Consider the following 23,091-nt stretch of genomic DNA (forward strand, 5'->3'; position numbering starts at 1 on the left):
GGCTCGTCCTGCCTGAGCCGGGCGGGCCGGGTCCGGGCACTTCGAGGCGAGAGTGTCGTACTGGAACCGCCGCTCAGTCGAACCGCATGTGCTTGACCCCGGTCCACACCCGCCGGATCCGCCCCCGCGCAGCGCTGTCCGTGTTCGGCGCGAGGGTGAGCCCCGCGGACGCGGCGATCCGGTCGGCGCTCCGTGCGACGGAGACATGGTCCGTCCACATCTGCTCGGCGAACTCCGGCTCCCGCAGCCGCTCCAGGCACAGGTCGAGCTTCGAGACGGCGAAGCTCTCGCGCCGCAGCGGGGCGTCACGGCCGCCGACGACCCGCACGACGTGCCCGAGCCCGCGCTCGCGCAGCCTCTTCAGGACGGTGCGCCGATCCGCGAGCAGCGCGAAGTGCCTGACGTCATGCCCGCGTTCACGCAGCCGCCCGACGGTCTCCTGGAAGTACGCGGGCTCGACGACCGTCATCGGAACGATCACGGTCCCCTCGTGCTTGGCCAGCGCCAGATCCAGCACGTCGTACACCGCCTGCCGCCACACCGGCAGATCCTGGAAGTCACCGCGCAACGCGGACGGCATCATCCGGTGCAGCCCGAACCCGACGTGCTCCGGGTCGCACACCACACTCCCGGGCAGCCGCCGCTGGATCTCGAACGCGGTCTGCGTCTTGCCGCCACCGAAGGGGCCGTTGAGCCAGAGAAGCATGGGGGTGACGGTACGCCCACGTCGGCGTCCGGGGTTGGTGCCCAGGGTCGGCGTCGGGCCGACCGTCGCCTCGCGTTCACGCCGTTCACGCCGTTCACGCCGTTCGCTCTGGCGAAACCGCAGGCCGTTTGAGTAGCGTCGGATCGCCGTGGCGCATTATCTCCAAGCCGGACCCGACAAGGAATGAAACGTGACGTACGTCGAGAAATCCCCCAAGACCTGGTCCGGTGTGTGCATCGGTGTGTATCTGGCTGGAATTGGCTACATGGGGGTGCAAACTCTTCCCGATGACTTCGGTGTCTGGCTCGGCGTTTCCGGGCTGTTCCTCCTGTTGCTGCTGCCGTGCCTCGCCGTACCGATATCGAAGCGGATCTACCACCGCATCGAGATCGACGCCGCCACCCTGCGCGTCGGCCGCGAGCGGCTGCCGCTGACGGACATCGACCCCGCGTCGGTCCGCGCCGCAGCCCAGGGCCAGCTCCCCAGCGCCAACCCCCGGCTCATGGGCGGCGCCTGGGGCGTGCCGATGGGCATGGACACCGTGGTCATCGCCACCCGGCGCGGGGAATTCCTCACCGTCGCCACCCGCGACCGCGCCGCATTCCTGCACGCCCTGTCCGCACCGCTGCACCCGGTCACTCTGCCCCCGCAGTACTGATATCACCGGCAGTCGAGAACCAGCCCGGAGAGCGATTCAGGGAAGGACTCGGGGAGCGGCCCAAGCGTGGCGGAAACCGGCCAGTAGAGTCGGGCGGTGCCAAGTCCGGTGCGCTGCCGTGGATGCCCCTTCCCTGGAAGGGGCGGGCGGCGGCCCGGGACCCGTTCATTGATGGGAGACATCGAGTTGCGCACGCTTTCGCTCGCAAAGCGGTCCATAGCCGTCGGGGCCACCAGCCTCGCCGTGCTCGCCATGACCGGCACGGCCCACGCCGCACCGGCCCAGGCGCGCGCCGCCGCCCCCTCGTGCGTCAAGGTCAAGGTCGACAAGGGGATCATCTCGCAGACCGCGTACGTCACGAACAAGTGCTCGTCGACGAAGCGGGTCAAGGTCCGCTGGTCCTTCGCCCCCGACTCCGGCTGCAACACCCTCAAGCCCGGGCAGAAGTTCAAGACCAAGCGGGGGCTGGCGGCGCAGTTCGACGGGCTGCCGTTGTGCTGAGGCCGCCGGGGTGAGGCCACGAGTCCAGCTGCCGGCCGGTTCCGGCTCCCGGGCCGGGCACCGGCTAGTGGCTGGACTCCTCGGGTCGCGGGTCGAGCACCTTGCCGACCAGCCCGAACACCCGGTCCGACGCCGTGAGTTCACGCGTCTCGATGTGCTCGAAGACGATCGCGAGCGCCAGGTCCAGCGCGTCCGCGTCCGCCTCGCCCGTCACGGTGCCGAAGCTGCCGTGTCCCTTGCCCCGCGGGTTCTTGCCGCGGGTCATGGTGATCTCCACCCCGGGGCGGCTCAGCACCGCCCCACGCTCGAAGCCCGTCACCACGTACGCGTACGACCGCCCCTGGCACGTCATCCGCAGCGCCCGCGCCTTGTTCCGGAGCGCCTTCGCGTTGAATTCGAGCGGTACGCGCTCACCCGCCACGTCGAACCGGGCGTTCCGCAGGTTCGGCCTGGCGGGGCCCACGGTCCGGAACACCACGTCGGGCATCCGCTCCCCGTGCAGCCGCGTCTCGTACTGCCGGTGACCGCCCTTGAGGCCGGGCTTGCGCCATTCGACCTCCACGGTGACGTCCCCGAAGGAGCCCACCGTCCCGGTCAGCCCGTGCACCTTCGCGGCGTGGCCGGGCAGCTTCTTGCCCCGGTACCACTCCAGCTCAAATTGAAATTCCGACATGATTCCTCATTGTGAAGCACTGAGTGGAGCACGTGCTCGCCGCCGCTCGCGCGGTCCGGTTCACTCTCGCGGCTACCAGTTCATGGGATTCAACTTCGACTTCGCCACGCTCTTCCCGAAGTCCTTCGCCTTGTCCCCGACCCAGTCCTTGGCCTTGCCCGCACCTTCCTTGATGTCGTCCCAGTGCTCGACGACCTTCGCCCCGCCGTAGACAACGCCGGTGACCACCGTGGCCCCGATGGTGAACGGGTTGGGCGCGACCATCGCCGCCGTCAGGGACGCGTTGAAGCCGACCTCCGCCACATCCGCGACATATCCGGCACCCTTCTTCTTGAACGCCTCGACGGGATTCCCCTGCGCCCAGACGTTGGCCGCGCTGACGCCGGTGGATATGGCGCTGGCACCGACCCCGGCGACGCGCAGGAAGCCGCCCGCCTTGCTCGCCGTGCTGAGGCCCTTGAGGAACGGGGAGGCCGTCTTGCCCGCCGCGATGATCGAAGGGCGGGCGTTGTTGAGCCGCTGGAAGTACGCGGCTGAGCGCCCGATGCGCAGCAGGCTGGCCTGACCGGAGCGCGCCACCAACGCCCCGGAGTGCGTCGCGCCGCCGTACCGGGCCGCAAGCGCGTCGGAGCCGACCAGGAAGTTGATGCCCCGGGTGACGAGCGGTGAGCGCACCCCCGGCAGGGCGCGGAACGCGTCCCAGCCCCGCCCAAGGAGGTCCGCCCGCAGCCCCGCCGTGAACGGGACCCGGCTGGCCTGCTGATAGAGCCTGCTGCGCGTGAAGAAGTTGCCCAGCTGCCCCGGCAGCCAGCTGCCCGGGGCGGCGAGGGATCGCAGCTCGCCGGCGGGGATGCGGAGCAGACCGCGCTGCATCATGGCGCGGAAGGTCCCGGGGCGGCTCATCCAGGAGGACTCGACGGCCGCCCGCAGCAGGCCCTGCTTCCAGGAGTTCTTGAGGAAGACGTTCGCCATGCCGAGGCTCGCGGCCAGCGTCAGGCCGCCGATCTTGACGGCCCCGGTGACCTCCATGGTCGTCTTGATGAACTTCTCGATGTCCTTCTCGCCGAGGTCCTTCAGACCGGGCACCTTGGCGAGGTAGTACGCCTCGATCCGCGCCAGCCAGTCGCTGTACGTCTCCCGGTGGCCGCGTTCGAAGAGCTGCTCGCCGCGGACGAGCGTCGCGCGCTTGCGCAGGTCGGGCGGGGTCGTGGTGACCCAGGTCCGCATCGGCTTGATGGGGCCCAGCTTGTCGGTGACACCGAGCGTCGAGGCGCGCGTGAAGGCCTCGTCCAGTTTGTCCGCCAGACCGCCCTTGCCGTCCATGAGCTTGGCGAGCTGGTCCAGGTCGTCCGGATTGACGTTTCGCATTTCTCATCCCCCTGAGTGCGAGCGCGACTACGAGTACTAGGCCGACGCCCCGGCCCCGACCAGCTCCGCCTTGTCCGGCAGCAGGTCGGCGAGCTTGTCCCAGACCTCACCGGCGCTGGAGCGGACGAGCCGCAGCGTGCTCTCGGGGCCCACCTGCCCCTCCTGGACGGGCTCCGCCGGCTCCACCCGCAGCCAGTGCCCGTGCGCGCCGCAGTCCCACACGGCGATGCTGCGCACCGACTCGCCAGCCGCCTGCGTGCGCTCGTCGCCCCAGGCCGTGGTCACGCGCCACGTCGCGTCCAGGGAGAGGGTGAGCTCGACGAGGGCGGTCAGCTCGGGGTCGGTGAGGTCGCTCGCCGCGGCAAGGGCGGAGACGGCCGTGGCCTTCGCCGCGTCCACGTCGTCGCTCCCGCCGCTCTCCAGCGCGGCGAACACCGCGTCGAGCGCGCCCATCGTCGTGGTGATCTCGGTGACGCCCGCGAACTCCGACTCGTCCTGCTCTCCCCGGCGCAGCTTCACCTTCCGGGCCAGCTCCCACACCAGGGTCTTCGGCTCGATCGGTACGTACTCCGACTCCTCCTCGCCGGGCCACGCGTCGTGGGAGTACACGGCGTCCTGCCCCACGACCAGACCGTGCACGAGGGTGCCGTGCTGACCGGTCACCTCGGCCTGGATCATCACAAGGGGCCGGGCGAGGGTGGTGAGGAACTCCAGGAGCAGCGGGGAGAGTTCGCCCTCTGCGCCCACAAGACCGATTTGCTGAAGCTCACCGAGGGAGTGGCGCAGCTCGGCGGGCGGGGTCTCCTTCTCCAGGAGGTGGGCGAAGACGGCGATGTGGCGGTCGGCGAACTTGAAGCGGCCGCGGGAGCTGTCGAGTGAAGGCATGCCCCTCAGTCTCGCTTGCGCGGGTCCCGTCCCTGATGGCGGGGTGGGTGCGGCGTCCGGGGGCGAGACGGAGCATGGGCCGACCGGGGTGCGGGCGGCCCTTGTCAGGCCGGGCGGGCGCGCTCAGGAACCGACGCGGGAGAAGATCCTTCCGGGAGCGGAGATCATCGCTCCGCCCAGTGACAAGTTGCGGGTGTAGACGCCCTCGAGGAGGATCGCCAGGCTCAGGTCCACCGAGTCCGTCGCCCCGGCGGTGGTGCCGGAGATGGTCTTCGGGTTCTTCCAGCCGGAGCGCGTCATCGCAACGGAGGCACCGGCGCGCTCCAGCGTGTGATGCCTCTTGTCGCTCTCCTCGCGGTACGTGTACTCCCGCCCGAGCGCCGCGATCCGCAGGGCCCGGCCCCGTCTGTCGGTGCTCCACGCGCTGCGCGAGTACGTCGCGGTCTGGCCCGCGACGGTCAGCACACCGCGGGCCAGGCGTGGCTGCACGGTGTAGCCGAGGCCCTGGAAGGTGGACGGCGGAATGCTGTCGCCGCGTACGGCCGTGCCGACGTACTGCCCCTGGTCGGCCACGGGCACCACCTCGCGGGCCGGGTAGGCCAGCTCGACGCCTCCCAGGTTGCCGACCTCGCCGGTCCACCAGTAGACCCGGTCGCGGAGCCTGACCTGGCCCGTCGGCTCACCGCGCCGCAGCTCGAAGGAGAACCCGCCACTCACCATTCCGACCTTCCCCACTTCCCTGTGCCGCGGCCGCTCGACACCGGGCCACGTCATCGCACCGCGGCCGGGTGACCGCGTTAACCGAACGGATTGAGCGACTTCAAAAGTTTCTTGCCGCCCTCCTTGACCTTGTTCACCCCTTCGCCGACCTTGTTCTTCGCCCACGTCCCGGCCTCGGCGACCTTGCCCGGGAACTGTTTGACCTTGTCCCAGTTGTCGATCACGGACGAGACGCCGTACACGACGCCCGTGACCGCGGCGGCGCCGATGGTCACCGGGTTGGGCGCGATCATGGCGGCGGTGAGGGAGGCGTTGAAGGCCACGCCGGAGACGTCCGATATGTATCCGGCCTTGTCCCTCTTGAAGGCCTCGATGGGGTTGCCCTGCTGGACGAGGTCGAAGGCGCCGATACCGGTGGCGGCGATGCTGCCGGCGATGCCGGTGGCGCGCCACCAGCCGGAGGTCTTCGCCGCCGCGCTCGCACCGGACGCGAAGGCCGCGAGGCGGCTGCCACCCGTGGCCGTCTTCAGAGCTGCCGCGTTCTTGCCGACCTTGAGGAGGCTGGCTTCCCATGCCCACTGCTTGCCGGCGAGGGCGGCGTAGTTGTCCGCTCCCGTCAGGACGTTGAGGATGGCCGACGGTGTCCTGGCGCCGATCGCGGCGCCCTGCCGGGCGATGCCGGACGGAATGTAGCTCGGCGCCTTGCCCTTCAGGATCTGCGCCAGCGTCGTTCCGGGCGCCTTCAGGAACTCGCCCTTCTTGAAGTACTTGTAGAGGCCCAGCGTGCCGGCGGCCGCCACCTTGAAGGCCCCGGGGACCGTGGAGGCGAACGCCGTCAACTCGATGTAGTCGCTGACGACTTCACCCAGGTTCTCGTTGCCCGTGACCTTCGCGACGGCCTCGCCCTTGATGCGGGTGACCCAGTCACTGAGGGTCTCGTGCTCGCCCTTCTTCAGCCAACTGGGGTCGAACTTCCCGCCGTTGGCCACCGAGGCGTTCGCGATGAGCATGATGTCCGGCGGCAGGTTCGCGTCCTTCAGCTGCTCCGGCGTGAAGCCCGCGTACAGGGCGGCGGCGAGCGGGTCGCCGTCCCCCGCCCGGATGATGGCCGCGCGCCTGCGCAGGTCGGGGGCCGTCTTCGTCACCCAGGACGTCATCGGGTTGATCGGGGCGAGCTTGTCCCGTACGCCGAGCGTCGAGGCGCGCGTGAAGGCCTCGTCCAGGCGGTCCTGCAAGTTGCCCTTGCCGTCGATCAGCTTCGCCAGCTGTTCGAGATCCGCCGGCTTGGCCAAGCGCATGGAGCTGTCCGTCACTTGTCCCCCTGAGTCCAACCTGACTGCATCGCGTTTGCTGGTGCGGCTTCCCTACGGGTGACCGCTTCGGCTTGCATTCGGACGACCGCCGGGCCTACGCGGCCGGGTCGACGAGGAGCTGGTCCTGATCGGGCAGGAGGTCCGTGATCCGCTCCCAGATCTCCTTCGCGGTGACGCGGCGCACCTTCAGCTCGCTGCTCTCGTCCACCTGCCCCTCGCGGACCGGCTCGGCCGGTGCCTCCCGGACCCAGTAGCCCTCCAGGCCGCAGTCCCACACGGCGAGCGCGGAGACGCCGAGGCCGTCGGGGACGTCCTCGCCGCCGGGCCAGGCCACGGTCATCCGCCACATGCAGTTCAGATGCGACAGGACCTCGGCCAGGCGGGCCGGGGCACCCACCGCCTCGGCGATGGCCTCGTGCTCCTCGTGCCCCTCGGACTCCATCCGGTCGAGTACGGCGTCGAGGACGCCCATCGTCGAGACGATCTCTTCGCCGCCCTCGGCGTCGTCCGTGATGTCGGCGGGTCCCTTGTGCAGATCGACCATCCGCGACAGCGCGAAGACGAGCATCTCCGGCTCCACCGGTACGTACTCCGACTCCTCCTCGCCCGGCCAGCCCTCGTGCGCGAAGACGAAGTCGTTGCCGACCACCGCGCCGCTGGTCGACACGCCCTGCGGTCCCGTCATCTCCACCCGGGCGATGACGTGCGGCTCCATCAGCGTCGACACCAGCGGATACAGCTCCGCCGAGATCTTCTCGTCCGCGTCCAGGATCCCCGCGTCCCGCAACTCCGCCCGCGCCTGCGCCAGCTCGTCCGGAACCTCACCCTCCTCCACCAGGAGTCCCAGCACACTGATGTGCGCGTCCGCGAGACGCAGTCGCCGTCGGGCCGGATCCATCGCAGGCATTCTCTACTCCTCTGAACCTCGGTACTGCTGAACCTCAGGCATACGGTTTTCGGACTCGTCCGACGGATTGACGCTATCCACAGGGGTCACAGTTCCGCCAACGGCGATATCAGGTCAAGCCCACCAAAGCAGGCAACACATCGGTATCGGTTCAGCCCAGAAGGCGGTCCGTGACCCTGCCCGGACCAGAAATCAATGCTCCGCCCAGCGAGAGATTTCGCGTATAGACACCTTCGAGAAGAATGGCAAGACTCAGGTCAATGGAGTCCGACGCTCCATATGTCGCCCCGCAGATGCTCTGCGGCTTCGCCCAACCGGACCGCGAGCACGGCCATGCCTGCTTCGCGCCCACGGGTTCCTGGAGAAGTCCGCCACCTGCCCGGCGACGGTCAACGTTCCCCTCGCCAAGCGCGGCCGCCCAATGGCCCCGTACGCCATGCCTTTGTAACTGGACGGGGGGATGCTGTCACCGCGGACCGCCGCCCCCCATCAGGCCCTGGCAATCGTCCCGTGTCAGGACTTCCCTCGCCGGATGGGCAAGTTCCACGGCACCCAGCCCGCCGACGTCCCCGATCCACCAGTAGACCCGGTCGCGAAATCTGAGCTCGGCCGCGGGCTCCACACGTGGAAGATCAAAAGAGAGCCCGGCATCCGTCATTCATTTCTCCCATGCGTCACAGCACCCTTGGCGGCTTCAGGTTCGACAACGCCCGGACGTAAAGCGGCAAATGCCGCAAAGAAGTCGTGCACCCACGCGTTCTGCGCGCCCGCTCTTCGACACCGTCGAGGCCCCCTGAGTACTCTCGTACCAGGTTTCACTTCGGTCCCGGGTGATCCGGGGGGTGCCCCCGCCTCGCCCGGCAGGCCGGTATCGGCAGTCCAACGGGGAGGTAGTCGCGGTGGCGGATCCAGAGCTGCAGGAACAGGCCAAAAGGGCTGGGCAGTTGCGTAGCCTCGCGGATCATATCGAGGATCTCCCGAAGGCCACGCGTGACTTCTCGACGAAGCAGATGAAGCAGTGGGCCGGGCCGCACGCGGACGATGTGCGCGGCGACTTGGGGGGCTGGAAGACCAAATGCGAGAACGTCGCCGAGGCGCTGCGTGAAGTGGCCCGGCAATGCGACCAGGCCGTCAAGGACGCCAAGGATCCCAAGAAGGACAAGTAAGGGCGAGTGCGGGCGAGCAAGGGCGAGCAGGGATAAGCAAGGGTAAGCAGGGGCGAGTCAGGGCGCGCGGGATTTCGCGCGTCGCTCTGTCGCGTTTGTGGTGAGTGTGGGCTGAGGCCGAGAGGAATTTGTCGGTATGCGGGTAATGGTGACCGTCGTGCGGGAGGGCGCGGCGGCGCAGGACGTGTTCCTGGCCGTCGAGGAGGACGCGACGGTCGCCGACGCCGCGGCCTGCCTCACGGTCGCGGCCGACTCCAGCAATGTGGTCACGGGACGCTTCCCCGGGACGCTCGGAGTCGCCCCCGGCGCGCCCAAGGCGCCGGGGGCGGGGCGCACCCCGAGCCTGTGGGTGGACGGGACACAGCACGACCCCGCGGCCCCCGCGTCCTCCGCACTGCGCGACGGCGTGCGCGTCACCACGGACGACTCCATCGGGCCGTTCCTGCGGGCGGGCGAGCCCGCGGGACGGTACGAGCTGCGGGTGTGCGGCGGCCCGGACACCGGCCGCATCACCCGCGTCCAGGCGGGCACGGTGAGCGTCGGCTCCGCCCCCACCTGCACGCTCCCCGTGGCCGACCCGTCCGTCCCCGCCCTCGCGCTGCGCCTGTCGGTGAACGTCGGCGGCGAGGTGACGCTGCATCCGCAGGACGGTGTACCCCTCGTCCTCGACGACTCACCCGTCGCCACCGACTGCCCCTGGCCCGTGGGCCAGCTCATCCGCGTCGGCGACACCCGGCTCGTCCTGGCCGAGGCCGAGGCGCCGGACGCGCACCTGGCGCCGACGGACGACGGCGGCTACGCCTACAACCGCCCGCCCCGCTTCTCGCCGCTGCGGCACCGCCCCCGGCTCGCCGTGCCCGCCGAGCCCGTCAAGGGCGAGGGTCCGCGGCTGCAGTTGATCACTTCCTTCATCCCCGCCCTGTTCGGTCTGACGATGTACTTCATGACCAGGCAGGTCTACACACTGCTCTTCTGCGCCATGAGCCCGCTGATGATGCTCGGCTACTGGTTCAGCGAGGCCCGCCACACGCGCAAGAAGTACAAGCAGGAAGTGAAGGAGTACCAGCGCGCGCTCGTCGAGTTCGACGCGCAGGTGATCGAGCTCGGCAAGGCCGACCAGCGGGCCCGCCGCGCCGCGCACCCCGACCCGGCGGAACTCCTCCTGTACGCGACCGGCCCCCGCCGCCGCCTGTGGGAGCGGCGCCTCGTCGACCCCGACGTGCTGCAGCTGCGGGTCGGCCTCGCCGAACAGCCCGCCGAGATCGAGCTGCGGGCCGCCAAGGGCAGCAGCTTCGACGACCCGCCGGAGCCGCCCCTCATCGCCGACGTCCCCGTGGTCCTGCCGCTCCCCGAGCTCGGCGTGATCGGCGTGGCCGGTGAGCGCCGCCTCGGCCTCGCCGTCGCCCGCTGGCTGCTCGCCCAGGCCACCGGCCTGCACAGCCCGCGCGACCTCTCCCTCGTCGTGCTCTCCGCCGCCCCCGATGCCAAGGACGCCTGGGACTGGGCGCACTGGCTGCCGCACACGGCGCCCCAGAGCGGCCAGGACTGTCTGTCCCTGGTCGGCGCGGAGCCCGAGCTGGTCGGCCGCCGCATCCACGAACTGCAGGCCGAGCTGGAGCGCCGCAAGGCCAGCTCGTCCGACTTCGGGGCCTCCAACCGGCTGCGCCCTGACCCGTTCACGCTGGTCGTCCTGGACGGGGCCCGGCTGCTGCGGCGGATGCCCGGTGTGCCGCAGCTGCTCCAGGAGGGCCCGCAGCACGGCATCTTCGCGATCTGCGTCGACGAGGACGACCGGCTGCTTCCGGAGGAGTGCAAGGCGGCCGTCATCGGGCTGCCGGACCGGCCGAGCCACGTACGGATCAGCGGCGGCGGCCTGGAGGACATCGGTGACGTCCTGGCCGACCAGGTGTCCGGCGCGTGGTGCGAGCTGGTGACGCGGTCCCTGGCACCGGTGCGCGACGTGAGCCAGGACGACGCCGACGCCGCCCTGCCGACGGCGGCGCGCCTGCTCTCGCTGCTCGGCATGCCGGACCCGGCGGGCGCGGACGTCGCCAAGATCTGGCGGCAGGGCGGCTCCACCACCTCGGTGCCCATCGGCATCGCCGCCGACGGCGTCTTCACCCTGGACATCCGCAAGGACGGGCCGCACGCCCTGGTCGCGGGCACCACCGGCGCGGGCAAGTCCGAACTCCTGCAGACGATCATCGCCTCGCTCGCGCTCGCCAACCGCCCCGACGCCCTGAACTTCGTCCTCATCGACTACAAGGGCGGCAGCGCCTTCCAGGACTGCGCCCAACTGCCGCACACCGTCGGCATGGTCAGCGACCTCGACGCCCACCTCACCGAGCGCGCCCTCGCCTCGCTCGCCGCCGAGCTGAAGCGGCGCGAGGAGATCCTCTTCGACACGGGCACCAAGGACCTCGAGGACTACAACGACACCCGCAAGATCCGACCCGAACTGGAGCCGATGCCCCGGCTCGTCCTGATCATCGACGAGTTCGCGTCCCTCGTCGCCGAGCTCCCCGACTTCATCGCGGGCCTCGTCGACATCGCCCGCCGCGGCCGCTCCCTCGGCGTCCACCTCATCCTGGCCACCCAGCGGCCCGCCGGTGTGGTGAGCGCCGACATCCGCGCCAACACCAACCTCCGCATCGCCCTGCGCGTGACCGACGGCGGCGAGTCCTCCGACGTGATCGACGCGCCGGACGCGGGCGCCATCGCCAAGTCCACACCAGGACGCGCCTACGTACGGTCCGGGGCGCAGTCCCTGGTGGCCGTGCAGTCGGCGCGCATCGGTGGCCGCAGGCCCAGCAACGACTCCGACCGGCCGAAGGCGACCGCGTTCCCCGTGGACTGGGCCGCGTTCGGCCGCCCGGCGCCCCGGCTCGCCACGAACGACGACGACGGCACGCTGGTCACGGACCTGAGCGTGCTGGTCGGCGCCATCCGCGAGGGCGCCGAACTCATGGGCTTCGGCGAGCAGCGCAGCCCGTGGCTGCCCCCGCTGCCCGACCTGCTGTGGCTGGGCGACCTGCCGGACGCGCCGGAAGAGCAGCCGCGCGCGGCCGACGAGGTGGCGCCCATCCGCATCGGCCTCACCGACCTGCCCTCGCAGCAGCGCCGCACGCCCCTCGCGCTCGACCTGGTGCACGGCGAGCACATCATGCTGGCCGGTGGCGCGCGCTCGGGCCGGTCCACGGCGCTGCGCAGCCTCGCCGGTTCCCTGGCCCGCGACACCTCGCCCGCCGACGTGCACATGTACGGCATCGACTGCGGCGCCAACGCCCTGCTCCCGCTGGCCAATCTGCCGCACTGCGGCGCCATCGTCACCCGCGACCAGCCCGACCGGGTGCGCCGCCTGCTCGACCGGCTCTCCGCCGAGATCTCCCGGCGCCAGCAGTTCCTCGCCTTGGAGGGCCTGTCCAGCGCGGCCGAGCAGCGGGCCACCGCCGCGCCCGCGGACCGGCTGCCGTGGATGGTGCTGCTCGTCGACAACTGGGAGGGCTATGTCGCGGCCCTGGAGAGCATCGACTACGGCCGGCTCGTCGACATGATCGTGAAGATCTTCCGGGAGGGCGCAGCAGTCGGCGTCAAGGTCGTCATGACCGCAGACCGCAGCGGCTTCAGCGGGCAGATCTCACCGTCGTTCGCCGACAAGCTGATCCTTCGGCTCACGGACGCCAACGAGTACTCCCTGGCGGGCCTTTCGGCCCGTGAGGTGCCCAAGGAGATGCCGTCCGGGCGCGCCCTCCGCCTGACCGACCACGGCGTCCAGGAGAGCCAGATCGCCCTCCTGGCCCCGGACCCGTCCGGCCAGGCCCAGGTCGCCGCGCTGCGCGAGATCGCCCAGGAGGCGCAGCGCAGGCACCCGACGCCCTCGCGCGACCGCCGCCCGCTGCGCGTGGACGAGCTGCCCATGCGCATCACGCTGGAGCAGACCCGCTCCCTCGACCCGGCGTTCGTGCCGCCGTCGCCGCTGTGGGCGCTGTTCTGCGTCGGCGGCGACGAACTGGAGCCGATCGGCATCGACCTGGAGGAGTCGGGCCCCGGCTTCGTGATCGCCGGACCGCCCAAGTCGGGTCGCTCCACGGCGCTCCTCGTGGCCGCGCGCACCCTGCTCGCGAGCCAGGTGCCGCTGATCCTCGTCACGCCCCGCCGTTCGCCGTTGCGATCGCTGGAGGGCGAGGCCGGGGTGCTCGGCGTGCTGACCGCCGACAGCTCGGAACGCGACCTGAAGGACCTGGTCGAGCGCGCCGACGGCAAGTACGCCGTCGTGGCCGACGACGCGGACATGCTCTACGACGGCCCCCTGGACCGGCCGTTGGAGGAGGTCGCGCAGAACGGCAGGGACGGCGGCATCGCGGTCATCGCGGCGGGCGCCACGGACACCCTCAGCTCGCAGTACCGCGGCTTCGTGGTCGAGGCGCGCCGTTCCCGCCAGGGGCTGATCCTGGCCCCGCAGAGCGCGTCGGACGGCGAGCTGTTCAACGTCCGGGTGCCGACCGGCTCCGGCGGCGGGCCCACGGGCCGCGGCATCCTCGTGCGCGGCGGGCAGATGATGCCCGTACAGGCGATCCTCGACGCCTGAACGACAGGGGCCCGAACGACGGGCGCCTAATGGCGCGAGCCAGAACACACGTGAGGGGGGCCACCGTTGCCGGTGGCCCCCCTCACGCGCGTACCGCGGCGTCAGAGCGCCACTTCAGACGAGAACGACGTCAGACCGACGTCGCCTGCTCGATCCGGTCGTGGCTGTTCTTGGCCGACTTGTAGGCGTCGCCCAGCGAGTCCGCGAGGCGGTTCAACTGCGGCTTGAACTCACGCCAGTCGTCACGGAACCGGTCGGCGCCCGGACCCTTCCAGAAGCCGTGGCTGTCGTTGGCCTGGCCGTCCAGGAGGTGGATGAGGTCGCGGACCTCGCCCTCCTTCTTCTGGAACGCCTCGTACAGCTTCTGGAGCTTCTCGAGTTTTGCACCGCGGTCGATGTCGTCAGCCATCGGTACCTCCCCGTATCACGAAAGTAAAGAATCTCAACTGCCACGTGGGACGCTACCGCACCTGTCAATCCCAGGTTTACCGCCCCCGAGTTCCCCCCAATTCCCACCCAACGACTAATCCCCCATAGCCCTTCAGGTGCACATATGTCCCCCCGGCCCTCACCCGACCTTCGCAAGCCGAGCCGCCGGATCCCCCGCCTTCGGGTCCTCGGAGGTGTACTGCAGATCGGAGCCGACCGGTCGCAACCGCACCGTGTGGGCGGCCTGGGAGCACTGGTCCGGGTTGGACTTGTCGCCGACGCCGGTGGCGACGAGTTCCTTGGCCGAGGCCGACTTCAGGGTCAGGTTGTCCACGCACTTGTCGCCGATGAGGTCCGTCTGCGTCACCGCGCCGATGCGGTCCCCCACCTTCGGCACCTGGCGCACGGTCACGTCGAACGTGCCGAGCGGTACGAGGCCGTCGCGCGCCGACGCCTTGCCGCGCCACTTGCCGACGTAGCGCGCGGGCACGGCACCCTCGGTCTGCGGGTCCCCCGCGCCCCCCGTCGCGCTCGGCGGCCGCCCCGCCGAGTCATTGGCGCCGCCGCCGTCGCCCCCCGGCAGCAGGTTGAACACGAACACCGACCCCACCGTGACCGCCGCGAGCGCCCCCGCCACCGCGAGCGCGACCGTGCAACTCACCCTGCGCCCCCGGCCGTCGGGCCGCGCGGGCGCCGAGGTCGCCGCCACGGAGAGCGAGAGGCCACCGGTGGGCGCCGCGTCGGACGGCCCCGCGTCGGTCGCGGCGGGCGTCTCGCCGCCGTGCGCCGCCGAGGCGCCGCTCCCCGCGTGGTTCCCCGCGTACGCGGCCGACGGCACCGAAGGGCCCGGGGGCGTCGGCGGTGCTGACGGCACTGACGGCACTGACGGCACTGACGGCACTGACGGCACTGACGGCGTCGAGGCACCTCCCTGCCCGTACAAACCCTCCGGTCCCTGCCCATACGCAGCCTCCGGCCCCTGCCCGTACGAACCCTCCGGCCCCCTCCCGTACGACGCGTCCGGCGGCCCGAACACCCCCGCCCCGGACCCCGCCCCCGTGAACGGCACCGGCCCCGACAGCGGCACCGGGGCGCCGCCCGAGCCGCCCGAGCCGGGCAAGCCCTCCGCGCCCCCTGCGTGGTCCACCTCAAGGTCGAGCAGCCGCACCGCGCTCCGGCTCACGCGTTCCACCACGGCCCCGGGCAGCCAGCCCGCGGCCACCAGCGGGGCCGCGCCCTCGGGGGCGAGGTGGCGGGCCAGGGCGGCGGGGGCGGGGCGGGCGGCGGGGTCCTTGGCGAGGCAGGCGGCCACCAGGTCGCGGAAGTCGCCGGTGAGGGAGCCGAGTTCGGGCTCCTCGTGGACGACCTTGTAGAGCAGGGCGGCGGAGGAGTCGCCGGGGAAGGGGGTGCCCGCGGTCGCCGCGTAGACGAGGACGGCGCCGAGCGAGAAGACGTCGGCGGCGCCGGTGACGCCCTTGCCGAGGATCTGCTCGGGGGACATGTAGCCGGGCGAGCCGATGGAGACGCCCGTGGAGGTGAGGGACGCGGTGCCGTCGGTGGCGCGGGCGATGCCGAAGTCGATGAGGCGGGGCCCGTCCATGGTGAGCAGGACGTTGGACGGCTTCACGTCGCGGTGGACCAGGCCGAGGCCGTGGACGTGCGCGAGGGCCTCGGCCAGGCCAGCGCCGAGGACGCGGACGGAGTGCTCGGGCAGCGCGCCGCCGTCCCGCACGGCCTCGGTCAGGGAGGGACCGGCCGCGTACGCCGTCGCCACCCAGGGCACCGAAGCCTCCGGGTCGGCCTCGATGACGGGGGCGGTCCAGTCGCCGCCGACCCGCCGCGCCGCGTCGACCTCGCGCCGGAAGCGGGCTCGGAACTCCTCGTCGAGGGCGAAGTGCGGGTGGACGACCTTCACGGCGACGGTGCGGCCGCCCGCGCTGCGGCCCAGGTAGACGCGTCCCATGCCGCCGGCGCCGAGGCGTCCCAGCAGCCGGTAGGGGCCGATGACGGCGGGTTCGTCCGCTTCGAGCGGGTGCATGGCGAAGGCCTCCCCCAGACGCGCTGATCGCATGCCCACACGGCGCCGCCGGTGTGTGCCTCCGGCGTCCGCCGGTGTCCGCCGCGTGCCCGTGTCGACGGCCAGCGTAATGCGGTGGGACACACGGGCGCGCGGACGGGAACGCCGCGCGCCCCGACGCCATCTATCCATCCGTAAATGACCGGATTGCCCGCGTACGTCTCCCTGGACGCCCTAGCTCTACAACTCCCTGACCTTCTGGAGCGCCATGAACCGCCGCCCGACCCGCATCGCCGCCCTCACGGCCGCCGCACTGGCCGCGGCCGCCCTCACCGGCTGCTCGTCCGAGAAGCCCGAGCCGGTCAGGTTCGACAACCCGAAGGCGTCGGCCTCCGGGGACACGGGCGCCACCCAGCGAGCGAAGGCCGACGGCAGCCGCATGCCGACGGGACCGCGCGCGGACTTCACCACGGAAAGCACGCTGGAGGACGGCACCAAGATCGGCGTGACGACCCTGCACGGCAAGAAGTCGGGGTTCACCGGAAAGGTATGGGTCTGGGCACCCAAGCAATACTTCGACCCGAAGTACGCGCACAGCGGCTTCCCGGTTCTCATCGCACTGCCCGGCGGCCCCGGCTACCCCAATAACTATTGGATGGGCACGGACCTGAAGTTGGAGAGCTCCATCGCCAAGTGGTCGCGACAGGGAAAGAGCCTGCCGTTCGTCGTCGTGATGCCCGTCCTCAATCCCGATGACAAGTTCTATTACGACGGAAGTGACATACCGGGCCAGCCGCGAATGGGCACCTGGATGACGGACGACGTACCGGATTTCGTGAAGGCGAATTTCCGCACCTTCGACTCGCGCGACGGCTGGGCCTTCATGGGTTCGTCGTCGGGCGGATTCGTGGGCCTGAAGTCGGTCCTCAAGCGCCCGGACCGGTTCCGGGCGGTCATCGCGAGCGGCCCCGACACGGTGCCCGACTCACCCCTGTGGCGGGGCCACGAGGCCGAGCGGCTCGCCAACGACCCGGGACGGCTCGCCCGGCGCCTGACCGCGCGCGGCGGCCCCGAGGTCGACATCGCCTTCCAGGTCGGAACGGCGGAATCCGGCCAGGCGAACCTGCGCGCGTTCATGAAGGAGTACGGGAAGGGCCCGGTCAAGACGCGCCTGAACGTCATCCAGGGCGGCGGCCACAACGCCCGCTCGTACGTGCCCGCGATGGCGGACGGGCCGATCCAGTGGATCAGCGAGCACATGAAGGCACCCGTGCCGAGCGCGTGACCCGCCGGAGCCCCGGGGGGCGGGTCACGCGCCGGGCCCGGGGCCCGGCCGCGGCCTGATACGGCTACGGACCGATACGGCTACGGCTACCCCTACGACCCGAGCAGCTCCACCCGCACGTCCGCCGGAAAGCCCGTCGAGGGACCGACGCGCCGCGCGAACTCCTCCACACCCGCGAGCTGCGCCGCGCCGAAGCGGAAGTCCAGCGTCGTGAAGTACCGCTCGAGCACGCCCGCGTCGAACGCCTCCCAGCGCGCCGCCTGCTCGGACACCTTCGCGACCTCGTCCAGGGACAGGTCCCGCGAGGACAGGAACGCCTGATGCACCTCTCGTACGACCTCCGGCTCGCGCGCCAGGTAGTCGCGTCGCGCCGCCCACACCGCGAAGACGAACGGCAGGCCCGTCCAGTCCTTCCACATCCGGCCCAGGTCATGGACCTCCAGGCCGAGCCGCGGGCCGTCGATGAGGTTCGCGCGCAGCGCCGCGTCACCGATGAGGACGGCGGCGTCCGCCTCCTGCATCATCAGGCCGAGGTCGGGCGGGCACGAGTAGTAGTCGGGACGTACGCCGACCTTCTCCGCGAGCAGCAGCTGCGCGAGGCGCACGGACGTCCGCGAGGTCGAGCCCAGGGCCACCCGCGCCCCGTCCAGGCGGTCCAGCGGCACCTGCGACACGATCACGCAGGACATCACCGGGCCGTCGCATCCCACGGCCAGATCCGGGAAGGCGACGAGGTCGTCGGCGTTCTTCAGGAACTCGACGAGGGTCACCGGGGCGACGTCCAGCTCCCCGCGCACCAGCTGCTCGCTGAGCTTCTCCGGGGTGTCCTTGGTGAGCTCGAAGTCGAGCAGGGTGCCGGTCCTGGCCAGGCCCCAGTACAGGGGCAGGCAGTTCAGGAACTGGATGTGGCCGACGCGCGGCCTCGCGGTGCGGGCTGAGGGTGCCCCGTCCGAGGCCCCCTCGTCCGAGGTGTCAGCGGGAGAATTGTCCACATCGGTGAGGCTAGCCCCGTCCCGGCGCGACGCTGTCGCCGGGGGCCCGGAGCACCCTTCGTCAACCCCGCCGAAGATCCCGTCAAACCTCCGGGTGACGTGATCTTGATCCCTATTGCTTCCGGGTGCCTGCGTGCTAAGCTCACCGCAAGTTGCAGTTTGGTTTCCCTTGCAGTACAGAGCCTGCGGAGCATGTGACCCGCGGGCTCTCGTCGTTTTCAGACTTTTGCAGTTGTTTCAACAATCGCAGGTTCTGGAGCAGGGCAACCCTTTGGCCCAAGGAGGGCTTATGGCTACCGGAACCGTGAAGTGGTTCAACGCCGAAAAGGGCTTTGGTTTCATCGCCCAGGAAGGCGGAGGCCCCGACGTCTTCGTTCACTACTCCGCGATCAACGCCAGCGGTTTCCGCTCCCTCGAGGAGAACCAGGCCGTGACCTTCGACGTCACGCAGGGTCCGAAGGGCCCGCAGGCGGAGAACGTCACCCCCGCCTAATCGCGGTGGGTTGATCCGGAACGGAAGCAGTACCCAAGGAGCCCTGCGCCCCCACGTCATGTGGAGGCAGCGGGGCTCCTGCCTTTTTCTGGCGGGGGCGCCTTCTGCTGGCGGGGGCGCCGTGGTGGGCGTGGATCGGCCTGCGGCCTCGTCCTCAAGCGCCGGACGGGCTATCTCCCACCCACCCGCCCAAACTTGCACCAGCAGACCAACAGCCCGGCACCTTCAGCCCGCCCTGGTGCGCCTTCAGCCCGCCCCGGCGAAGTTGTTTTCAGCCCGTCCGGCGTTTGAGGACGAGGCGCGGAGCGCCGATTCGGCGGAGGAGCGTCCCACCCGCACGGGACACCCACCCCCTGGGGTCCAGGGGCGCAGCCCCCCGCGCGGCGGAGCCGCAAATTGACGCAGCCGGGAAAGGGGCGGGACTGGGGCGCACCGCGAGGGCTACGTCGGGTCCAGGGCCTCCCGGGCGTGGGCCGCGGCGGACGGGTCCCAGCCCTCGGTGGGTACGGAGGCCAGGAGGAGGCGGGTGTACGGGTCCTGGGGGGATGAGAGGACCCGGGGGGTCGGGCCTCGCTCCACGACCTTGCCCCCGCGCATCACCAGAACCTCGTCCGTCACGTGCCGCACCACCGCCAGGTCATGGCTCACGAACACCAGCGCCACCCCCGTCTCCGCCCTGATCTCCGCCAGGAGCTGGAGGATCTGGGCCTGGATCGACACGTCCAGCGCCGCCACCGCCTCGTCCAGGACCAGGATCCTGGGGTCCACCGCCAGGGCCCGCGCGATGGCCAGGCGCTGGCGCTGTCCGCCCGACAGGTCCCTCGGGCGGGCGTTCGCCTCCCTCGGGCCGAGGCCCACCCGGTCCAGGAGCTCCGCGGCAGCCGCCTCGCTCCGGTCGTGCAGGCGCAGTGCCGTGCGGAGGCACTGCGTTGCCGTCAGGCGGGGGTCCAGGGAGACGTAGGGGTCCTGGAAGACCATCTGGATCTCCCTCGCCCTGGCCAGGCGGGCCGCCCTGCCCCTCGGGGGGCGGTCGGCCCTCGCTCTGCCCGCCACCGTGATCGTGCCGTGGTCCGGGCGGACCAGGCCGACCAGCATTCTGGCGACGGTCGTCTTGCCGGAGCCGGATTCGCCGACGATGCCGAGGGCTCCGCCCGGGGGGACGGTGAAGGTCACGTCGGCCGCGGCCTGGTGGGAGCCGCCGCCGGGCAGGGGGTAGGTCTTGCTGAGGCTGTCTGCTGCCAGCAGGTGGGGTTTCATGCGTGGTTCACCTTGTCCATGTCGGCACCGTCGGCCTGTGGCTGTGCCCACCCGTCCCGCCCTGCGGGACGATTGCCCACAGCGCTGGAGGCAGCGCTCACCAGGGCGCATGCCGCCGTGCCGCCGGCCGGTAGAGGCACCGGTTCCGGGGCCCAGGTCTCGCAGGTCGGCTGCGCGTCCGGGCAGCGCTGGGCGAAGGGGCAGCCCGGGAAGGTGTCCGAGAGGGACGGGGGGCGGCCCGGGATGGGGCGGAGAGGGGTGGGGGTGTCGGCCAGGGTCGGGGAGCAGGTGAGGAGGCCCTGGGTGTAGGGGTGCGCGGGGGTGGTGAAGAGGGCCGATGCCGTACGGGACTCGACGACGCGGCCCGCGTACATGACGTACACGCGGTCGCTGTACGCGGCAGCGAGGTGCAGGTCGTGGGTGATGAAGAGCAGGCCGAGTCCGTGTTCGGCGCGCAGGGTGCGCAGGAGGGCGAGGATGTCGGCCTGAGTGGTGACGTCGAGCGCGCTGGTCGCCTCGTCGGCGAGGAGCAGCCGCGGGCGGGCCGCGAGGGCACCCGCGATGGCGACGCGCTGCAGCATCCCGCCGGACATCTCGTGCGGCCGCTGCCGCACCCGGCGTTCGGGGTCCGGAAGGCCCACGGAGGCGAGCAGTTCGACCGCCTCCGACCTGCTGGCGCCGCGCTCGACCAGGAAGTCGCCGACGCGGCGCACCGGGTTGAGGGCGGCCCGCGGGTCCTGGTGGACCAGGGCGACGCCGTCGGCGCGGTGGGCGCGCAGCCGTTCGCCGGTGAGGCCGAGGACCTCGGTGCCGTCGAAGCGTACGGAACCGGAGGCCACCGCCCCGGCCGGGAAGAGCCCGAGGGCGGCCTTCGCCGTGGTCGACTTGCCCGACCCCGACTCCCCCACCAGGGCCACGACTTCGCCGGGCGCGACGGTGAGGGACACCGAGTCGAGGACCGGGCGGGCGGCGCCGGGCAGCCGCAGCGTCAGGTCCACGATCTCGAGGAGGGGGCCGGGCTCCGGCGCGGCGTCGGGCCCCGCTGCGGGCTCGGGCGCCGCTGCGGCCTCGGGCGCCGCCGTGGCCTGGGGCGCCGCCGTGGCCTGGGGCGCCGCCGCAGGCTCAGGCTCCGCCGCTGCCTCGGGCGCCGCAGGCTCGGGCACCGCCGCTGCCTCGGGCGCCACCGCCTCAGGCGCCACCGCCTCGGGCACCGCAGCCTCGGGCTCCACCACCTCCTCAGTCACCGAAGCGGACGCACCCCGGGAACGGTTCTCGCTCATCACTGCCTCCCCAGACGGTCGGCGGCCCAGACGCCGACGACGTTGAAGCACACGACCACCAGGGCGATGGCCGTGCCGGGCACGAGTGCGGGCAGCATCGCGCCCTGGACGATCGCGGCCTGCCCCTCCTGGACCATCAGGCCCCAGTCCGAGGACGGGGGTTGGGCGCCGAAGCCCAGGTAGGAGAGGGTCGCCAGGGACATCAGGGCCTCGCCGAAGAGGACGACCAGGTAGCCGAGGACGGCGCGGGCGAGGTTCGGGACGACGTGGGCGGCGCAGATGCGCGGGCCGCCCATGCCCTGGACGCGGTAGGCGTCGACGTACGGCTTGCGGGCCTCCGAAAGGGCCAGGGAGCGCGTGTACTTGGCGACGGTCGGCGTGAAGGCGAGGCCGAGGGCGAGGACGGAGGTCGTCATGCCGGCGCCGAAGACCGCGATGATCAGGACGGTGAACAGCAGGCCGGGGAAGGCGTACATCACGTCCGTGAGACGGGAGACGAGGACGTCGACCCAGCCGCCGCGCCACGCGGCGAGCACGCCGAGGGTGACGCCGAGGACTCCGGCGACGGCGAGCAGGGCCAGCGGGGCGATGAGGCTGCTGCGGGCTCCGTACAGCGCGCGGGAGAGCAGGTCCTGGCCGGAGGAGTCGGTGCCGAGGAGGTGGTCGCGGCCGGTGCCGACGAGGGAGGAGGAGAGGTCGATGGTGTCGGGGGCGTACGGCGCGAGCAGGGGGGCGCACGCGGCCGCGATGACGACCAGGGCGAGGAGGGTGCCCGCGACGAGGACGCCGACGGGGCGGCGGGCGCGGACGGCCGCGAGGGCCGGGACCGGGGCGGAGGCCGGGCCGGGGGAAGGGGGAGGGGAAGGGGCCGGGGATTCGTTGAGGATCGCGGTCATCGGGCCGCTCCTTGGACGCGGGGGTCGAGCAGCGGATGGACGGCGTCCACGAGCGTCGTGACCACGATGTATCCGGTGACCATGAGCAGCAGGACGGCCTGGGCGACGGGGAAGTCATGGGTGTTGATGGCGCCGACGAGTAGCGAGCCGATGCCGCTGAGGCCGAACGCGGTCTCCACGACGACGGTCCCGGCGAGCATGCCCGCCATGACCAGACCGCACATGGTCACGATGGGGCCGAGCGCGTTGCGCAGGACGTGCCGGCGGACGATGTCCCGCTCGGGGACGCCGGAGGCGCGGGCCGCCTCCACGTGGTCGGAGGCCGCCGCGTCCACCATCGCCTGCCGGGTGACCCGGCTGACGAGGGCGAGCGCGCCGAGCGCCAACGACAGGGCGGGCAGCGTGAGATGGCGGACCGTGTCCAGGAAGCCGGACCCGCTCCCGGTCACCGGGAACCAGCCGAGCCGCACCCCGAAGAACGACACGAGCGCGATGGCCGCGACGAACGACGGCACGGACGCGGCCAGCGTGGTGGCGCCGACCACCGCCGAGTCCACCCACGTGGACCGCTTCACGGCGGCGAGGACGCCCGCGCCCACGCCGAGGACGACGAACAGGACCGTGGCGTACAGCACGAGTTGGAGGGTGGTGGGGAAGCGGGCGGCCACCAGGTCGGCGACCTGGTCGCTGTACTTGAAGGAACGGCCGAGGTCCAGGTGGACGCAGTCCCACAGCCAGCGGCCGTACTGGACGAAGAGGGGCTCGTCCAGGTGGTACTCGGCGCGCACCTGCGCGAGCCGTTCCGGTGTCAGCTTGTCGCGGCCGCCCGCGAGGAACACCGCGGGGTCGCCCGGCGCCGCGTACACGGCGGCGAAGATGACGAACGAGGCGGCGAGGAGCGTCGCGAGCACACCAGTGAGACGGCGGCCGACGCGGAGTGCGAGACGAAGGGCCATG

20 protein-coding genes are annotated in these 23,091 nt (G+C 71.4%); 6 read left to right on the forward strand and 14 right to left on the reverse strand.

Translation table 11 applies throughout. The annotated features are described in order from the left end of the window. Window positions 1-73: 73 nt before the first annotated feature. Entirely contained in the window at window positions 74-706 is a 633-nt protein-coding gene (locus tag ACFVHO_RS26455) for an AAA family ATPase (RefSeq protein ID WP_385719422.1), read from the reverse strand. A gap of 190 nt (window positions 707-896) precedes the next feature. On the opposite strand from ACFVHO_RS26455, the gene ACFVHO_RS26460 reads away from it, so the two are divergent. Then, the gene (locus ACFVHO_RS26460; protein ID WP_385719425.1) at window positions 897-1,364 is read left to right on the forward strand and encodes a hypothetical protein; all 468 of its coding nucleotides are present in this window, start codon (window positions 897-899) and stop codon (window positions 1,362-1,364) included. 171 nt (window positions 1,365-1,535) lie between these two features. Beyond that, window positions 1,536-1,865 carry a hypothetical protein gene (locus tag ACFVHO_RS26465; RefSeq protein WP_385719427.1) on the forward strand — a complete coding sequence of 110 codons (330 nt, stop codon included), beginning with the start codon at window positions 1,536-1,538 and terminating at the stop codon, window positions 1,863-1,865. A gap of 64 nt (window positions 1,866-1,929) precedes the next feature. Here ACFVHO_RS26465 and ACFVHO_RS26470 read toward each other — a convergent pair whose 3' ends face one another. The 6 genes from ACFVHO_RS26470 to ACFVHO_RS26495 all read right to left on the reverse strand — a co-directional run bounded on the left by ACFVHO_RS26470 (window position 1,930) and on the right by ACFVHO_RS26495 (window position 7,731). After that, window positions 1,930-2,538 (reverse strand): hypothetical protein, encoded by a 609-nt coding sequence (locus ACFVHO_RS26470; protein ID WP_385719430.1) that lies wholly within the window; start codon window positions 2,536-2,538, stop codon window positions 1,930-1,932. A 72-nt stretch (window positions 2,539-2,610) separates the two neighbouring features. Continuing rightward, window positions 2,611-3,906 carry a PE-PGRS family protein gene (locus ACFVHO_RS26475; RefSeq protein ID WP_385719433.1) on the reverse strand — a complete coding sequence of 432 codons (1,296 nt, stop codon included), beginning with the start codon at window positions 3,904-3,906 and terminating at the stop codon, window positions 2,611-2,613. Between the two features lie 36 nt (window positions 3,907-3,942). Beyond that, entirely contained in the window at window positions 3,943-4,791 is an 849-nt protein-coding gene (locus ACFVHO_RS26480) for a hypothetical protein (protein WP_385719435.1), read from the reverse strand. A gap of 123 nt (window positions 4,792-4,914) precedes the next feature. Then, window positions 4,915-5,511, reverse strand: a complete 597-nt coding sequence (locus ACFVHO_RS26485; protein WP_385719438.1) for a hypothetical protein — start codon at window positions 5,509-5,511, stop codon at window positions 4,915-4,917. A 77-nt stretch (window positions 5,512-5,588) separates the two neighbouring features. Beyond that, window positions 5,589-6,809, reverse strand: a complete 1,221-nt coding sequence (locus tag ACFVHO_RS26490) for a mucin-2 (RefSeq protein ID WP_385719440.1) — start codon at window positions 6,807-6,809, stop codon at window positions 5,589-5,591. Between the two features lie 109 nt (window positions 6,810-6,918). Beyond that, entirely contained in the window at window positions 6,919-7,731 is an 813-nt protein-coding gene (locus ACFVHO_RS26495; protein WP_385719442.1) for a hypothetical protein, read from the reverse strand. Between the two features lie 899 nt (window positions 7,732-8,630). Between ACFVHO_RS26495 and ACFVHO_RS26500 the strand changes: the two genes are divergently transcribed. Together ACFVHO_RS26500 and ACFVHO_RS26505 are read left to right on the forward strand one after the other, a co-directional pair. Beyond that, window positions 8,631-8,897, forward strand: coding sequence for a hypothetical protein (locus ACFVHO_RS26500; RefSeq protein WP_030363296.1), 267 nt, complete (start codon window positions 8,631-8,633; stop codon window positions 8,895-8,897). A gap of 136 nt (window positions 8,898-9,033) precedes the next feature. Next, on the forward strand, window positions 9,034-13,485 hold the full coding sequence (locus ACFVHO_RS26505) for an FtsK/SpoIIIE domain-containing protein (RefSeq protein WP_385719446.1): 4,452 nt from the start codon (window positions 9,034-9,036) through the stop codon (window positions 13,483-13,485). Window positions 13,486-13,615: 130 nt separating this feature from the next. Here ACFVHO_RS26505 and ACFVHO_RS26510 read toward each other — a convergent pair whose 3' ends face one another. Together ACFVHO_RS26510 and ACFVHO_RS26515 are read right to left on the reverse strand one after the other, a co-directional pair. Further along, the gene (locus ACFVHO_RS26510; protein WP_051811534.1) at window positions 13,616-13,894 is read right to left on the reverse strand and encodes a WXG100 family type VII secretion target; all 279 of its coding nucleotides are present in this window, start codon (window positions 13,892-13,894) and stop codon (window positions 13,616-13,618) included. Between the two features lie 159 nt (window positions 13,895-14,053). Then, on the reverse strand, window positions 14,054-15,952 hold the full coding sequence (locus ACFVHO_RS26515) for a serine/threonine-protein kinase (protein WP_385719679.1): 1,899 nt from the start codon (window positions 15,950-15,952) through the stop codon (window positions 14,054-14,056). A gap of 247 nt (window positions 15,953-16,199) precedes the next feature. Here ACFVHO_RS26515 and ACFVHO_RS26520 point away from each other — a divergent pair, with 247 nt between their 5' ends. Beyond that, the gene (locus tag ACFVHO_RS26520; RefSeq protein WP_385719449.1) at window positions 16,200-17,216 is read left to right on the forward strand and encodes an alpha/beta hydrolase; all 1,017 of its coding nucleotides are present in this window, start codon (window positions 16,200-16,202) and stop codon (window positions 17,214-17,216) included. A 92-nt stretch (window positions 17,217-17,308) separates the two neighbouring features. On the opposite strand, the gene ACFVHO_RS26525 is transcribed toward ACFVHO_RS26520, so the two are convergent. Next, window positions 17,309-18,121, reverse strand: coding sequence for a menaquinone biosynthetic enzyme MqnA/MqnD family protein (locus ACFVHO_RS26525; protein WP_385719682.1), 813 nt, complete (start codon window positions 18,119-18,121; stop codon window positions 17,309-17,311). A 376-nt stretch (window positions 18,122-18,497) separates the two neighbouring features. Here ACFVHO_RS26525 and ACFVHO_RS26530 point away from each other — a divergent pair, with 376 nt between their 5' ends. After that, entirely contained in the window at window positions 18,498-18,701 is a 204-nt protein-coding gene (locus tag ACFVHO_RS26530; RefSeq protein ID WP_016645643.1) for a cold-shock protein, read from the forward strand. A 441-nt stretch (window positions 18,702-19,142) separates the two neighbouring features. Here ACFVHO_RS26530 and ACFVHO_RS26535 read toward each other — a convergent pair whose 3' ends face one another. From ACFVHO_RS26535 to ACFVHO_RS26550, 4 genes are all read right to left on the reverse strand, one after another. Further along, window positions 19,143-19,958 (reverse strand): ABC transporter ATP-binding protein, encoded by an 816-nt coding sequence (locus tag ACFVHO_RS26535; protein ID WP_385719452.1) that lies wholly within the window; start codon window positions 19,956-19,958, stop codon window positions 19,143-19,145. Next, window positions 19,955-20,959 (reverse strand): ABC transporter ATP-binding protein, encoded by a 1,005-nt coding sequence (locus tag ACFVHO_RS26540; RefSeq protein WP_385719685.1) that lies wholly within the window; start codon window positions 20,957-20,959, stop codon window positions 19,955-19,957. The genes ACFVHO_RS26535 and ACFVHO_RS26540 overlap by 4 nt, the downstream gene beginning before the upstream one ends. 278 nt (window positions 20,960-21,237) lie before the next feature. Further along, window positions 21,238-22,134: an ABC transporter permease gene (locus ACFVHO_RS26545; protein WP_385719455.1), complete on the reverse strand. Its 897-nt coding sequence runs from the start codon at window positions 22,132-22,134 to the stop codon at window positions 21,238-21,240. Continuing rightward, the gene (locus ACFVHO_RS26550; protein WP_385719458.1) at window positions 22,131-23,090 is read right to left on the reverse strand and encodes an ABC transporter permease; all 960 of its coding nucleotides are present in this window, start codon (window positions 23,088-23,090) and stop codon (window positions 22,131-22,133) included. The genes ACFVHO_RS26545 and ACFVHO_RS26550 overlap by 4 nt, the downstream gene beginning before the upstream one ends. Window position 23,091 lies beyond the last annotated feature (1 nt).

It is taken from the genome of Streptomyces sp. NPDC127108 (assembly GCF_042677545.1).
In the GTDB taxonomy this organism is placed as follows: domain Bacteria; phylum Actinomycetota; class Actinomycetes; order Streptomycetales; family Streptomycetaceae; genus Streptomyces.

What these genes read in the sequence shown, in the direction of transcription:
- ACFVHO_RS26455 (WP_385719422.1), bottom strand. Translation starts at nt 706, where the DNA reads ATGCTTCTCTGGCTCAACGGCCCCTTCGGTGGCGGCAAGACGCAGACC.
- ACFVHO_RS26465 (WP_385719427.1), top strand. Translation starts at nt 1,536, where the DNA reads ATGGGAGACATCGAGTTGCGCACGCTTTCGCTCGCAAAGCGGTCCATA.
- ACFVHO_RS26470 (WP_385719430.1), bottom strand. Translation starts at nt 2,538, where the DNA reads ATGTCGGAATTTCAATTTGAGCTGGAGTGGTACCGGGGCAAGAAGCTG.
- ACFVHO_RS26475 (WP_385719433.1), bottom strand. Translation starts at nt 3,906, where the DNA reads ATGCGAAACGTCAATCCGGACGACCTGGACCAGCTCGCCAAGCTCATG.
- ACFVHO_RS26480 (WP_385719435.1), bottom strand. Translation starts at nt 4,791, where the DNA reads ATGCCTTCACTCGACAGCTCCCGCGGCCGCTTCAAGTTCGCCGACCGC.
- ACFVHO_RS26485 (WP_385719438.1), bottom strand. Translation starts at nt 5,511, where the DNA reads ATGGTGAGTGGCGGGTTCTCCTTCGAGCTGCGGCGCGGTGAGCCGACG.
- ACFVHO_RS26490 (WP_385719440.1), bottom strand. Translation starts at nt 6,809, where the DNA reads ATGCGCTTGGCCAAGCCGGCGGATCTCGAACAGCTGGCGAAGCTGATC.
- ACFVHO_RS26495 (WP_385719442.1), bottom strand. Translation starts at nt 7,731, where the DNA reads ATGCCTGCGATGGATCCGGCCCGACGGCGACTGCGTCTCGCGGACGCG.
- ACFVHO_RS26505 (WP_385719446.1), top strand. Translation starts at nt 9,034, where the DNA reads ATGCGGGTAATGGTGACCGTCGTGCGGGAGGGCGCGGCGGCGCAGGAC.
- ACFVHO_RS26510 (WP_051811534.1), bottom strand. Translation starts at nt 13,894, where the DNA reads ATGGCTGACGACATCGACCGCGGTGCAAAACTCGAGAAGCTCCAGAAG.
- ACFVHO_RS26515 (WP_385719679.1), bottom strand. Translation starts at nt 15,952, where the DNA reads ATGCACCCGCTCGAAGCGGACGAACCCGCCGTCATCGGCCCCTACCGG.
- ACFVHO_RS26520 (WP_385719449.1), top strand. Translation starts at nt 16,200, where the DNA reads ATGAACCGCCGCCCGACCCGCATCGCCGCCCTCACGGCCGCCGCACTG.
- ACFVHO_RS26530 (WP_016645643.1), top strand. Translation starts at nt 18,498, where the DNA reads ATGGCTACCGGAACCGTGAAGTGGTTCAACGCCGAAAAGGGCTTTGGT.
- ACFVHO_RS26535 (WP_385719452.1), bottom strand. Translation starts at nt 19,958, where the DNA reads ATGAAACCCCACCTGCTGGCAGCAGACAGCCTCAGCAAGACCTACCCC.
- ACFVHO_RS26545 (WP_385719455.1), bottom strand. Translation starts at nt 22,134, where the DNA reads ATGACCGCGATCCTCAACGAATCCCCGGCCCCTTCCCCTCCCCCTTCC.
- ACFVHO_RS26550 (WP_385719458.1), bottom strand. Translation starts at nt 23,090, where the DNA reads ATGGCCCTTCGTCTCGCACTCCGCGTCGGCCGCCGTCTCACTGGTGTG.